At 45.5% G+C, this 12589-nt stretch carries 12 protein-coding genes; 8 read left to right on the top strand and 4 right to left on the bottom strand.

Going from position 1 to position 12589, the window contains the following annotated elements; translation table 11 throughout:
- Positions 1-381: 381 nt before the first annotated feature.
- Positions 382-1464, bottom strand: coding sequence for a DALR anticodon-binding domain-containing protein (locus QUB20_RS11145; RefSeq protein ID WP_333250140.1), 1083 nt, complete (start codon positions 1462-1464; stop codon positions 382-384).
- Between the two features lie 355 nt (positions 1465-1819).
- Between QUB20_RS11145 and QUB20_RS11140 the strand changes: the two genes are divergently transcribed.
- From QUB20_RS11140 to QUB20_RS11120, 5 genes are all read left to right on the top strand, one after another.
- Positions 1820-2647 carry a Crp/Fnr family transcriptional regulator gene (locus tag QUB20_RS11140; protein ID WP_333250142.1) on the top strand — a complete coding sequence of 276 codons (828 nt, stop codon included), beginning with the start codon at positions 1820-1822 and terminating at the stop codon, positions 2645-2647.
- Positions 2648-2771: 124 nt separating this feature from the next.
- Positions 2772-3440 (top strand): HAD-IB family phosphatase, encoded by a 669-nt coding sequence (locus QUB20_RS11135; RefSeq protein WP_333291351.1) that lies wholly within the window; start codon positions 2772-2774, stop codon positions 3438-3440.
- A 244-nt stretch (positions 3441-3684) separates the two neighbouring features.
- Positions 3685-4314, top strand: a complete 630-nt coding sequence (gene mtnB / locus QUB20_RS11130; RefSeq protein WP_333250146.1) for a methylthioribulose 1-phosphate dehydratase — start codon at positions 3685-3687, stop codon at positions 4312-4314.
- A gap of 84 nt (positions 4315-4398) precedes the next feature.
- Positions 4399-5448 (top strand): patatin-like phospholipase family protein, encoded by a 1050-nt coding sequence (locus QUB20_RS11125; RefSeq protein ID WP_333250148.1) that lies wholly within the window; start codon positions 4399-4401, stop codon positions 5446-5448.
- Positions 5449-5657: 209 nt separating this feature from the next.
- Complete coding sequence (locus QUB20_RS11120) at positions 5658-6470, top strand: MlaE family lipid ABC transporter permease subunit (protein WP_333053101.1); 813 nt, start codon at positions 5658-5660, stop codon at positions 6468-6470.
- A gap of 162 nt (positions 6471-6632) precedes the next feature.
- Here QUB20_RS11120 and QUB20_RS11115 read toward each other — a convergent pair whose 3' ends face one another.
- Positions 6633-8147, bottom strand: a complete 1515-nt coding sequence (locus QUB20_RS11115; protein ID WP_333250150.1) for an SGNH/GDSL hydrolase family protein — start codon at positions 8145-8147, stop codon at positions 6633-6635.
- Between the two features lie 208 nt (positions 8148-8355).
- Between QUB20_RS11115 and QUB20_RS11110 the strand changes: the two genes are divergently transcribed.
- From QUB20_RS11110 to QUB20_RS11100, 3 genes are all read left to right on the top strand, one after another.
- Positions 8356-8700: a Dethiobiotin synthetase gene (locus QUB20_RS11110; RefSeq protein WP_333170930.1), complete on the top strand. Its 345-nt coding sequence runs from the start codon at positions 8356-8358 to the stop codon at positions 8698-8700.
- 160 nt (positions 8701-8860) lie between these two features.
- Positions 8861-9109, top strand: a complete 249-nt coding sequence (locus QUB20_RS11105) for a hypothetical protein (protein WP_333108562.1) — start codon at positions 8861-8863, stop codon at positions 9107-9109.
- Between the two features lie 716 nt (positions 9110-9825).
- A complete protein-coding gene (locus tag QUB20_RS11100) occupies positions 9826-10218 on the top strand; it encodes a hypothetical protein (protein WP_333250152.1) in 393 nt (130 codons plus the stop codon).
- Between the two features lie 115 nt (positions 10219-10333).
- On the opposite strand, the gene QUB20_RS11095 is transcribed toward QUB20_RS11100, so the two are convergent.
- Together QUB20_RS11095 and QUB20_RS11090 are read right to left on the bottom strand one after the other, a co-directional pair.
- Positions 10334-11620, bottom strand: coding sequence for a glycoside hydrolase family protein (locus QUB20_RS11095; RefSeq protein ID WP_333250154.1), 1287 nt, complete (start codon positions 11618-11620; stop codon positions 10334-10336).
- 298 nt (positions 11621-11918) lie between these two features.
- Positions 11919-12578 carry an NAD(P)H-binding protein gene (locus QUB20_RS11090; protein ID WP_333250156.1) on the bottom strand — a complete coding sequence of 220 codons (660 nt, stop codon included), beginning with the start codon at positions 12576-12578 and terminating at the stop codon, positions 11919-11921.
- Positions 12579-12589: the final 11 nt, after the last annotated feature.

Raw genomic sequence — 12589 nt, 5'->3', positions numbered from 1 at the left:
GTCCAAAAAGGACGGGCGGGACGCCCATCCCACAATAACAATTAAAATTGTAAGTTATTTAATTCGCGATCCTAAAGAGTAATATCATGTCCGATCGATTGACCATAATATTCCGGCCGGGGCGGGTTTTTGAGATTGTCAATTATTGGCAGATATTGGCAGGTTTACCCGCCCCTACATGATTTTGGGCGAAGCGAAGCGGAGGGAATCGACCGGACATAATATAACGGGTTTTCGCAATTTGTGGGAAATTCGTTTAAGCGGGCAAAAATAACTCATTTCTCACTGCGATTTCAAAAATTAAACTTGCCCGAAACCAGCGCCGAAATACAGTAAAATACTTAATTTTATGTTATTTTTTACTTTTTTATACTGACTAATTCAAAGTTCTAAAGGAGCAATAGCGTTAAACAAATTTTCTAGGATAAATCGCAGCAAAGATTGAGTTGCTAATATTAAACCTAATCGAGCTTGGGCGAGTTGTGGCTGTTCTATTTTAACTTCTCCCCAAATTCGGCACTGGCTGTAAAAAATCTGAAATGCTTCGCTCAAACTATTGGCTAATTTGAAATAATTGACAGGTTGTTCGCGTTTTTTTACCTCAAAATTAGGATATAAATTGTCTAGCACTGTTAACAGTTGGGATATTAAACGGCGTTCTGCTGGATGCACTAACCGCAGTCGATCGCCCTCGTCAATCCAAGGGATAGGATTTGGACTCTCCAGCGACCAAATTTGCGGCGCTGTAGCGACATCGGGCTGGGCGATCGCAATTATCCGATCGCGGTGGGCCATTCGCAGCAGGGAACAGCAGCGCGCGTGGCTGTACTGAATGGGAAACAGTCGATCGGCACATACAACAGAAGATAATATTTTAGATTCTGAAACTGGGAGGTTCGTTTGAGCTAAACGCTGCAACCAGACGGCTAAACCTGCATCAGTCAACTCCAACTCAATAATTCCAGCCCGTGCGACTTTAACGGCGAAATCTGGGTAGCACAGCGGTTGGAGTGTTTCGGCCAACTCGGCCGCGATTGTCTGCGGTGTCTGCTGCCAAGTTTTAGCCAATTTCAGGGCGATCGCAGACAGGTACAGCAGCCGCGCGCTATCTTTACTCCGATTTAACGGAATTATTGCACCATTCTCAATAAGCTTTTTATGGGCGGGCAGGATGCCCACCCCAAAATCAAATTCACTCTTTGTGGAACAGGCATCTTGGGCGGGCAGGATGCCCACCCCACAACCAAATTCACTTGTTGTGGAACAGGCATCTTGCCTGTTCTTGAGAACAAATTCATCTCTTGTGGAATGGGCATCTTGCCCGTTCTTGAGAATGGTGCCACCTATGAGATTTAATGGAATTTTCCCTAGTGCCTCTTGCTGGCCGATCGCCCTTTGGAACCTGGAAAGCAAGAAACACTTCACTGTAACTTCCGGGCACTGCTCCATATTTGCTGTATCCATATCGGCTCATCCTACCGTAAGAGCAACGATCGACTGTTACCGCTTGCACTTTTCTTGTACGTTAAACTGCTGATCTCAGAGATAGTCGATCGGCTCCCCCGGACGAGGCTACATCGAATTAATCGGCTTTCTAGCGATTTTTTTGCTAAATATACAATAATTTACGACAAATTTTTTGCTGAACTATACCATTTTGATGTATTTTTTGCTACATTAAATATTTCGGTAAAACTAAGAAAAGTCAGCACAGTTAAGAAGCGTGCAAGCTCGATCGGGGGTTGGTTGTCTCACTTGGTATCGCACTGCTGGCAGAAGCTGTTTTTCTCACTCTTAAATATATCCCAGAGCCTCACTTATGCAATCAACTTCCACATCTGTAGAGACTATCGATCGACCTTTTATCACTTGGCAGCGAATTATCGACTGGGCCCAGGAACACTACCGCTGCCGGACTTTTAGCAAAGACGAGCGGATTCCCGCAAGACCCGGACTGCTGTATTTAGTCCAGAAAGGTTCTGTGCGGCTCGTAGGCAGTGCTCAAGTTAGCGCTGCTGCGGGGAAGTCAAAATCCGCTGACAAAACTACAGAAGAAGCTTTTTTGGGCTTCGTTGGCGCCGGTCAGCCCTTTGAACTGGTTGCTCAGTCTCCGTTTACTCTCCAAGCTTACGCTCATGCCGATCAAACTCACGTAGTGTGGATGTACTGGCACGACTTGGATAATTGGCCTCACTTTCGCAGGGAAATTTTGGATGCGTTTCGCTACCAACACCAGCGGAAACTTCTCTGGCTGAGCACTTTGGGACAGCGCCGCACGATCGACCGACTGCTGGGATTTCTCACTTTGTTGATCGAAGAGTTCGGCGAACCTTACGTAGGTGACGGCGAACCAGACGTGGTTCGGGGCTACCGACTGCCTTGGACATTGACTCACGCTCAAATTGGCAGCGCAATTGGCTCAACGCGGGTGACGGTGACGCGCCTGATGGGTAAGTTGCGATCGAAAGGTTTGATTAATACTGAGGATGATAATTTAATCTGTTTGCCTGCTAAGTCTAACCCCCAAAAGACAAAAAACCAAAAGCAGGAGGTAGAAGATTCCCTGGATGATTCCCTGGATGATGAAGATTCCCTGGATGATGAAGATTCCCTGGAAGATGAAGATTCTCTCGAAGAATCTGCATAAAATCCTGCGGGAAATTGCCAACAAACAGCACGTCACTATTAGTTTTGGGCAGTCGCGCTCGATGGCTCGACAGTGTAGGATAAATTGTGTAAACTTTTCCTGTTCTCGAAAGGTGCGACTGACAATGACCGATGACAAGCAAAAATCTTCAATCCCGAACAATCAGCAACGGGTGGTATTCTGCGACTTTGACGGCACGATAACTGTTGAAGAAACTTTTGTGGCAATGCTCAAGCATTTCGCACCGGAACTGTCGTCTCAACTGATGCCTGAAATCTACGCTAGAAGGCTGAGTTTGCGATCGGGAGTGAGACAGTTACTAGAGTCTATTCCCTCGGAACGTTACGGGGAAATTGTGGAATTTTCTAGGGGAAGGCTGATGCGGCCGGGATTGGTGGAATTGCTGGATTTTTTGGACGAAAAAAAGGTAGATTTTGCGATCGTTTCCGGCGGTCTTCGGATTATGGTAGAGACGGTAATGGGCGATTTGGTACACCGGGCGAGGGTTATTTACGCTGTGGATGTGGACGCTAGTGGCTCTCGCTTGCAAGTCAATTCTGAGTTTGAAGGAGATGAGGAATTGGTGTCTAAGGTGCGGGTGATGGGCCAGCACCCGGCCGAGGAACAGGTGGCGATCGGAGATTCGCTGACGGATTTTAATATGGCTTTGCAGGCTTCGTCGGTGTTTGCGCGCGATCGGCTTGCCCAGTATCTAGACGAACAGCAAAAGCCTTATACTAAATGGGATAATTTTTTTGATGTGTTGGAAAATTTGTCCCAAAAATGGAATTGAAACTATCGCCTTTCTCAGGTAATATAAATTCCGTTTGCATCGGTATTGTATGATGTTAAATTTTGTAGGGGCGGGTTCACAAACAATAATTGCCCATAATAGACAATATAATAAACCCGCCCCCGTGCATATAAGTCCGATGCTACCGGATTTGATATAAGGTACGCAGTGCACTACGTTTAGATAAACCAGCGCAATTCCTATTAACGTAAAAAGTAGATTGAAAACTGAGGATTTGTCAAGAATGAGTGGTGATTTGAGATCGGATTTAATTGCAGCAGCCAAACATTTTTACGATCGCGGTTGGATGGTTGGGACTGCTGGCAATCTTTCAGCCCGCTTACCCGATGGCAGTTTCTGGATTACTGCTAGTGGCCGCGCGAAAGGGCAGTTAACTGAACAAGATTTTATCAGAATGAACTTAGACGGCGCAATTGTCGAGCAACCTGTTGCCGACAGCCGCCCTTCGGCCGAAACCAGCATTCATTTAGCCGTTTACAATTGTTTTCCAGACGCGAAAGCTTGCTATCACGTCCACTCCATCGAGGCAAATTTAGTTTCTCGGCTAACCGCAGGAGATGCAGTGCCTTTACCGGCGATCGAAATGGTGAAAGGTTTGGGGGTGTGGGAGGAAAACCCGCAAGTGTCGATACCCCTCTTTACAAATTATTTAGAAGTCCCTAAGATAGCCAAGGAAATTTGCGAATTTTTTGCCATTTCTGCGCCCTCTGTACCCGCTTTGTTAATTCGCGATCACGGCATTACAGTCTGGGCAGAGTCGCCAGCCGCCGCCTACAATTACGTAGAAATTGTAGAATACATTTTTCGCTATACGATCGCAGCCCGCCAATTAAATTTAGATTTGAAATTTTAGATTTTAGATTAAGCGGTGCATGGATTCGGAGGCTTGGGGATTTGAGATTAGCAAACGAGAAAATATTCAGAATAGGCAACAATTATGGCGAAATATACCAGAATTTTATCCATAGATGGAGGCGGAATTAGAGGAATTATTCCCGCGCAAGTTTTAGTTAGCGTTGAGTCAAAGCTGCAACAGAAAAGTGGCAACCCAGATGCGAGAATAGCTGACTATTTTGATTTAATCGCGGGCACGAGTGCGGGAGGAATTTTAACTTGCATCTATTTGTGTCCCGATGCCGAAAATCCCAGCAGGCCTCGGTGGGCAGCCCAAGACGCTGTTAATTTTTCGATTGAGAGTGGCCGCGACGTTTTTCAGACTTCATTGTGGCAAAAAGTCAGATCTCTAAATGGTGTGAGAGATGAGAAATATCCCAGCGAGCCCTTAGAAAAATTATTTTGGGAAAATTTTAGAGATTGCAAACTCAGCGAACTGCTAAAACCTTGTTTAATTTCCAGTTACGACATCGAAAGGAGAAAAGCTCACTTTTTCGATCAAATAGATGCTAAAGAATATCCAGCCGAAGACTATTTTATTAGAGATATCGCCAGAGCCACATCGGCAGCTCCCTCTTATTTTGAGGCTTCTAAAATCTATTCTTTTAGCAATGAATGCTACGCTTTAATTGACGGGGGAGTATTCGCCAACAATCCCGCACTTTGTGCTTATGCAGAAGTTAGAAATAAATTCAGAATTCCTGACAATGACTCCTACCGAAGCCCGAAAGCAAAAGATATGGTAATTTTATCCTTGGGAACCGGAGAAGCTCAGAAAAAATACCCCTACGAAAAAGTAAAAAATTGGGGTCAAATTGAGTGGGTAGAGCCTTTGATTAATATCATGATGACGGGAGTTGCTGAAACTGTAAATTATCAACTAATTCAAATTTATGATGCGGTTGAAAGACCGAATCAATATTTGAGAATTACTCCCGATTTGAGCCACGAACAACCGCTGCCGATTGATGATGCCTCGGAAGAGAAGATATCGGCACTGCTGAGAATTGGCAAGGATCAAGCCGAAAAGAATAATGAACAGTTAGATAAGTTTATCGACTTGTTACTTGCTCCCGTAGTCCTAGGATTTTAGATTTTAGTCATATTGTAGGGTGGGTTGGGCGCGGCGATTAAGTTAAGTCACCAATAAATAAATCTTAAACCGCGCCTAACCCACCAACCGCAGGGCCCAGAGACAAAAAATATATGTTGACAAATCGTGCAATAATTGCTGTACAATTGCGTAAATCTCTATTTAGCAATGCTTCGCCCTGTTTGCAATTAATCGCGAGCCGTCAGTAATTGGTTAAAAAATACCAAGAAAAGCGCGATCGACATTTAGATGAAACCTTCAATAACAGGTGGTTTCAGCGGTTTTTTTTGACGTTGTTCCTGGGGGGCCAAGTGCTGCTACGCATACTCCAAGGCAAAATTGACCGTCGCAAAATCATGGAACATTTAGTAACAGTAGGCCTGGATTCTTTCCGATCCGTGCTGCTAATAGCCTTTTTTGGCGGCATGATTTTTACATTTCAATCCGCCAGAGAATTGGTTCGCTTTGGGGCGGTTGGGGCGATGGGAGGTGCGTTTGCTGTGGCATTTTGTGGCGAATTAGCACCACTTTTAACGGCGGGCGTGGTGGCGGGACAAGTAGGTTCGGCTTTTGCGGCGGAGATAGGAGAAATGCAGGTGACGGAACAAATAGACGCCCTGTATATGTTAAGAACAAATCCGGTTGATTATTTAGTAGTGCCGAGGGTGATAGCTTGCTGCATCATGCTGCCGATTTTAACAATTTTTGCGGTAGCGGTGGGAATTTTGGGCGGGCTATTTGTAGCGGTTCATTTTTATAATTTGGAACCGTCGGTATTTTTGGAATCGGTGCGGACTTTTTTGGGGCCTGGGGATTTAGTAACTGTGGTGATTAAAAGTTTTATTTTTGGGTTGATAATTGCCCTTGTCGGTTGCGGTTGGGGATTGACGACGGTGGGCGGAGGGAAAGGAGTAGGCCAAGCTGCAACGGCGGCGGTGGTAACTTCTTGGGTGTTGATTTTTGTAGCAGATTTCTTTTTATCGTTGTTGATATTTCACGAGTTGAGGATGCTCAAAGGTTGATAATCTTGGCGATTATAGCAGGATTCAGGAGTCAAGACGCTTAAATATTAAGGGTTTGAACAATCATCAACCCGAATGCCACCAGGATTTCTATAAAATAACATGAAGATTTTTTAAACCGCAGATGAACGCAAATAAACGCCGATAAAATTGCATCAGCGTTCATCCGTGTTCATCCGCTGATATCTGCGGTTTAAAACTCTCAACTTCAGATGGTAGATTGGAGAAGGAGAAAGGAGGGCGATACACTCGAATTGCCTCAATAGGAACTTTCCCATCTGTTTCGGGGACGATTTCGAGGGTGTGTTTGGAGTTGCTCAAATTCTGAGCCAATGTTGTAGAATACTCGCGGCTTGAATCTGTAATTTGTGGAGGAACGTATGAATCAACAAACATTGGTCGCACTTGCCAGGAAATTTCAAAGCCTTTAGGCGTCGGTTTTTTAGACTCTTCATAAGAATTTTTCAGCCACCAGTTTCTCGGTTCAATCACGACGCGGCCAGAGTTTGAGACAAACATTTCGTCGTTTGTACCGCTGCCGTCGTAACCTGTTTTAGAACCTATAACGTCAAATTTAAACTTGCTGGCGTCGCTGTTAATTTCAGTGATTATGGCTTTCCAATCTTCGACGATTAGCGGTTTTTGACTGGATATTTGGATGATTGCTGGCAAACCGACGCCAAGAGTAACGCTAGGTCGGGTGATGCTGTAAAGTTCAGGAAATTCTGAGGGTTTTTTGCCGTCGATCGCAATTCTAGCAGAAATTGCTTTGCCGTTGAAGGTTTTATCGGCGATCGCATCTATTCTATTTCCTTCAAATTCTAAAACCAACTTGCCATCTTGCCACTTAACATCCCTGCCAACCGTATAGGTTTTTACTAAATCCTGCGGCGGTTGAGGAGAATTTGGCTTGTATTGCAGATGCGGTTTTATCAGGGCCGCTAGGAGAAAGTTTCCCCAATCGTTGAGGTGAATGCTGTCGCTCAATAGCTGTTGTGGCTGCAAGCGATTGTCTTTCAAATACCTGCGCCAAGGTTCGCGAATTTCGGCGATTTCGCAGCCGTATTTATCGGCCAACTCCGGCAGCCATTGAGTAGAATGAGTGTTGTGCCATTCGTATCTTTTGACTGAATTTGGATCGTCGCTGTTGCCGGTCGGCATCCAGTCGATGTGGTCTGAATGCAAGAGTATTTCGCTAGCAGTGCGGCTGCGGACATTGGCAATTATGGCTTCGTAATCTTCACCGCCTCCGTAGACGTGAAAAATTAGCAAGTCTGGATAAAAAGGATACAAATCGTGTTCGCTGGGACGGATTAAAATCGGGGCGCCAAATCCTCCGATGGCCCGATTTTCCACAATCAAATCTGCATTGGGAAATCGCTGTCTTAAATCCTTCACTACATCTTTCCACCAATCTTGTTCTGTGATGGATTGACCGTAGAATAGGATACGCACTTGGCGGCGGTCTGTTGGAGTGCTAGCAGCAAGTAGCCCCATCGTCCTTTGAATCCTCGCTCCCAAAGTAGCACTATTTTTAATAGGAGCGGGTGGGGGGAATGGGGTATCGGCAGCTATTTTTTTGATTAGCGGAACTAACAGAAAGCTCAGACACAAAAAAAGCAGCCACAAGTAGCGATAAATCTTGGATTTTCTGCTATTTCTTTGGTGTTTTGCCATTGTTTTATTTTTCCCTGTCCGTTTCACTTTGCTCAAGGCGACTGTGGGATGAATGCTACGTGTCTAATCAGTAGCTGTAGCGTGCTTATGGGCGCACCTCACGAGTAGCTGTAGTGTAGCCTGTATGGAAATATATTACCAAATTGAGCGAGCCAAAAAGTGATATAATGCCTGCTAATTAATTGCACTCCGATCGATCGCACGTCAAATGGATTACAAAACAGCCCGCAGTTTTCTGATCGACCAAGGAACCGCCCTGGAAACCAAGAAAAATCCCGACGCCTTCCTGATGCGTCTCAAACAAGGTCAACCGCCCGTACCCGGACAGGTGACATCGATTTTATTAGCTTTAAAAATATTGTTTGAGAGTCTGCAAGAATCTCCAATGCTCGATCGACAATTGATATCGGCACTGCATTTACTGTCAGTAGAAGGTTTGCAGCAATTTGAAGCTGGACTCCGCAGAGGAGTTTCTTGGCCACCGCTGCTGAAGGAAGACTTAAATCGAATTGCGATCGCCGTCAAGAATATTTTTTCCGGCGTCTGGCAATAATTAGCTCAGCAACCACCGATCCCGATACCCACCGCCAGCCAACTCAATTTTTTTTATACAATTATTTGTAAAATTTTATGTTAATCTTGCTACATTTACCCTCGAATTGTGGCATCTTAATATAAGAATCACTTCAAACAAACAATTGGAGATACTACTCATGAACGCTGAAGAAAAAGCTAGACAACTAATTGCACGAGAAAGGCAGCATAGCGAACACTTGCACGAATCTATGCTCAATCGTTCCTCCCACGAGCTAGAAACACATGGGGAGGGAATTGCTGAAGAAAAAGCCAGAGAATTAATGGCTCAAGAAAGGCAGCACAGCGAACACCTGCACGACTCTATGTTAAGCCGTTCCTCCCAAGAGGTAGAGGCATCGATCGCACCCGATGACACTGACAAATAAATTTTGTAAACACAAGACTTACGGACACATACCAATAAACCTGGTTTTTATACCATTTTTCATACCATAACAAAGGGCTGTAAAAATGTTTTTGTATAAACAACCAGGTTTCTGAGTCTTGCAATAGTTCAGCACAGCAAAACTCTACTCAAATCGAGGAGGATTTTAGGTGCAATCAAAACAGCCCCTGCTCGGTTGGCCGCCGCTATCACAAGCATCCACGCGCCATATATAGCAATAGAAAATGCCAGGTTCTACTCCTCGCGAAAGCTTTCCAGGGATGCCAAAAGAGCTGGCAGTCCCGCTAGCGCAGCCGACACCAGAGCCTCATCTTTGTAAACTCGAGATAGCCGAATACGGGTACTTTTAGACGCAGAGGTGAAAGAGCCTCGCCGTTGGGAATTTCCGGTTTCAACCCGCCCTAAATTTTGTGTTTCTCGCGTCACGCCAAACATAGCAGTATCCTCGCAGTATCGTCAATTAATCCCTAAATATGCGCCCGTAAATTTTCTCACGGCTTGCTGTATGTTTCTATTATTACTCAGATAGGTAACAGAGATGAAAGCATGAAATAATTATTCACGATAGATAGGGATCAACTTAAACTGCTTAAGGGCTTTTATTAATTTGTTACACGGCGGGTTTGTTTCAGCCGCCCACGACGACTCAGACACCAGCAACCAAAATCACCGATTTCACAGGAGGAATGCGGATCAATGATGCTAACTCTTAGTGCAGCAACAGTGATAAGTCAAATCAGGCCGACTGTCGAAAGCTTGGGCGACGGAGACTACCGCTACCGAGACTCCTTTGCGCTCGATCGACCTTTTCGAGAAATTCAATTTCGCAAACAAGCCAGATACATCACCGGCAGCGATTCAGACAAACGCACGGGCAAAAGTTACTGCTTCCGGGGCATCCCCCAGCACAACAACATTATTAACATCACGGTAGCGATCGAAATTTCCCCAAAAACAGCACAGAAAACCGAGTGGAAATTAGCACCGGGAAACCCCATTAATTTCGACAGGCTTTATCCCCTGCAAGCAGGGCCGGGATTAGAATTGTACAAATGTTTGACAGCATTTTTACCAAAATTGAAGGATTAGTTATTCGTGACTTATTAGTGGTTATTTCTTAATCGCTTTGCCTTGTTAATAACCAATAACATTCGTTAACCGTTAACAGTTAACACTTAACAGTCAACCGTCAACATTTAACTCCCTAAGAACCAGCATTTTCCAATTCTTCCCGCAGCATTTCCCGGTAGACTTTCGGCAAACGAGAACTCATAGAATTGGTTTCAATTCCATATCCCAAACTCGTCCAAGTTCCCGAAAGCATCCGCAACACGTCAGTTAATCTTTCCTGCCGCAACATCTCAGGAATATCAGCTTTCCAAAACTTGCGATCGCTCAACCAAGCATAAACCACAGCATCCTGATCTTCTGGTTCAAAACTGTAATCTTCCCAGAATAAAAAATTAGCACGACGCGCCTGATAGCGCTTAGCCTTCTCCTTCCAAGTCGTAGTCAGAAATTGATACCTGCCCGCAGCGGTAGTACACCTGCCTCGATTCGGGCCATTAACAATCTTCACGCACCAGTCAGGATGGCGGCTCAAATCTAATATGTATTTGCCACCGTAAACAACGTGATAAGGGCGAGCAACATTCGACTCGCTAGCAGAAATAGTACGCATCAGCGCCCGAATATAAGGATCGCCCGTTTTAATAGCCAGCGGCGGGAATTTTCCCCGCCCGCTTACCGACTGCGACAACTGCTGATTTCCCCGCAAACTGTCAACCAAAAAAACACCGCCGCCAATCACAGCGCCGATTAAAAGTATAAATCCGAGGATTTGAATCTCTGCTCGCCTCAGCAAACCTCTTTTGCGACGGCTCAATTTCTCAGCTTCTAGCCAACTCATTTCCATTTCCGAAATTTCGGCCAATTTTCGAGCCGCCCGCATCCGGCGCACCCGAAAATCGTATTGATATAGCGGCGCGGCTACCAGCGTTAGACTCGATAAAACCCCCGCCAATTTAATCATCCAGAAATCTAATTCACCGGCTATGGCAACATTTGTCAGAGTAGATATTCCTGTTAGTAATTGAGCCGGATCGATCGATCGCGCGGGCCAATAAAAAATCGCAAGTTGCACCAACAGCGACAGATTAAAGGCAAAAAAAATCACTACAACAGCATTCAAGCCTTCTCGCAAGTGCGATCGAATACCAGTGTGCCTGCGCTTGAACTTGCGCGCAACGCGAAAGCGCCCCGGCAGCATAATTAGTAAGGGATTTAAGATTTTGACTGCTAAAAAGTGACAAACAAAGAACACAGGCAACTGAATCAGCCAAGCCGCCAGCAGTAGAGTCAGAAAGCCGATATTGTCGCTGACAAAAGGAATGCCCCTGCGAAGGACAAAACTAAAACTCTGAGCGAGAGCAAATGCCCTTAACCACGAAATCGGATAGGGGAACCAAGCTGGCCACTTGAGAGTTTTCATGCTGGGAGAACGAAAGTTTAAGGGCGAATGGTAAAACTATTAAGATTTTGCCAGATTTGGCGATCGGAAAACTGGCAATTCCCCTGCGGTTTGTACTGATGGGACTTGCGCGCTGATGCCCAGAAACCGGGTTTTTTAACCAAAAACTTGCCTAAAACCCTCAATCTCGGTAAAAAAACCCGGTTTCTTTGTTCGCTACCTGGGCCTAAAGAAACCGGGTTTTTTACCTTTGTGCTGGCTGCAACGGGTATTTTCGTGAAAAAACCCGGTTTCTGGGCTCCCGTGCGTCCTAATTCAATCAAATCACACTGGCAAACAACTCCTCAAAACTTTTTTGCGGAGCCTCCGACTTCGCCACAATTTCCACAACCTTGTTGCGAGAAGTCGGCTGAAACAGCGCCTCCACGCACACTTGGGCTACCTTGGTGCGGGGAATGCTGCTCTCAAACATTTTGTCCGCACCAGTCATGACGATCGCATCTGAATTATCCTCATTTTTGAGGCCGCCCGGACGGACGATCGTATAAGTTAGGCCGCTTTTTTGCAAATATTCCTCGGCTTGTTTTTTCCAAACCAAAATCAGCCAGAACAAATTCAGCGGGTGAAAAAACTGAGAGACGCACAGAGAAGTCACAAGCACAAAATGCTCAATGCCCTTAGCCTTAGCTGCATCCACCAAATTTTTAGTACCTTCAAAATCCACCTTGTAAGGCGCTGTGGGGTCAAAACCAGGGGCCGCCCCTGTCGCGCACAGCAATACCGTACTATCGCCGATCGCATCGCCCAGGGAAGTTGCATTTAATACATCCCCAGTCACTAACTCAGCCTCCGGTGGTAAAATTTGCCTAGCTGTCTCTAGATTTCGGACTAAAGCGCGCACGGGAATACCTCGCTTGACTAATTCTGCGACGATTCGGCGGCCAGTCTGACCTGTGGCTCCTGCTACAAATGCTTTCATATGTCGAGTTA

This window comes from Microcoleus sp. B4-C2, assembly GCF_036705265.1.
GTDB lineage: Bacteria > Cyanobacteriota > Cyanobacteriia > Cyanobacteriales > Microcoleaceae > Microcoleus.
This window is presented reverse-complemented; position numbering and strand designations above follow the sequence as displayed.

Coding starts and splice junctions, on each gene's coding strand:
- QUB20_RS11110 (WP_333170930.1), top strand. CDS start 8,356: ATGGATTACAAAACAGCCCGCAGTTTTCTGATCGACCAAGGAACCGCC.
- QUB20_RS11095 (WP_333250154.1), bottom strand. CDS start 11,620: ATGAAAACTCTCAAGTGGCCAGCTTGGTTCCCCTATCCGATTTCGTGG.
- QUB20_RS11090 (WP_333250156.1), bottom strand. CDS start 12,578: ATGAAAGCATTTGTAGCAGGAGCCACAGGTCAGACTGGCCGCCGAATC.
- QUB20_RS11125 (WP_333250148.1), top strand. CDS start 4,399: ATGGCGAAATATACCAGAATTTTATCCATAGATGGAGGCGGAATTAGA.
- QUB20_RS11115 (WP_333250150.1), bottom strand. CDS start 8,147: ATGGCAAAACACCAAAGAAATAGCAGAAAATCCAAGATTTATCGCTAC.
- mtnB (WP_333250146.1), top strand. CDS start 3,685: ATGAGTGGTGATTTGAGATCGGATTTAATTGCAGCAGCCAAACATTTT.
- QUB20_RS11145 (WP_333250140.1), bottom strand. CDS start 1,464: ATGGATACAGCAAATATGGAGCAGTGCCCGGAAGTTACAGTGAAGTGT.
- QUB20_RS11105 (WP_333108562.1), top strand. CDS start 8,861: ATGAACGCTGAAGAAAAAGCTAGACAACTAATTGCACGAGAAAGGCAG.
- QUB20_RS11100 (WP_333250152.1), top strand. CDS start 9,826: ATGATGCTAACTCTTAGTGCAGCAACAGTGATAAGTCAAATCAGGCCG.
- QUB20_RS11135 (WP_333291351.1), top strand. CDS start 2,772: ATGACCGATGACAAGCAAAAATCTTCAATCCCGAACAATCAGCAACGG.
- QUB20_RS11140 (WP_333250142.1), top strand. CDS start 1,820: ATGCAATCAACTTCCACATCTGTAGAGACTATCGATCGACCTTTTATC.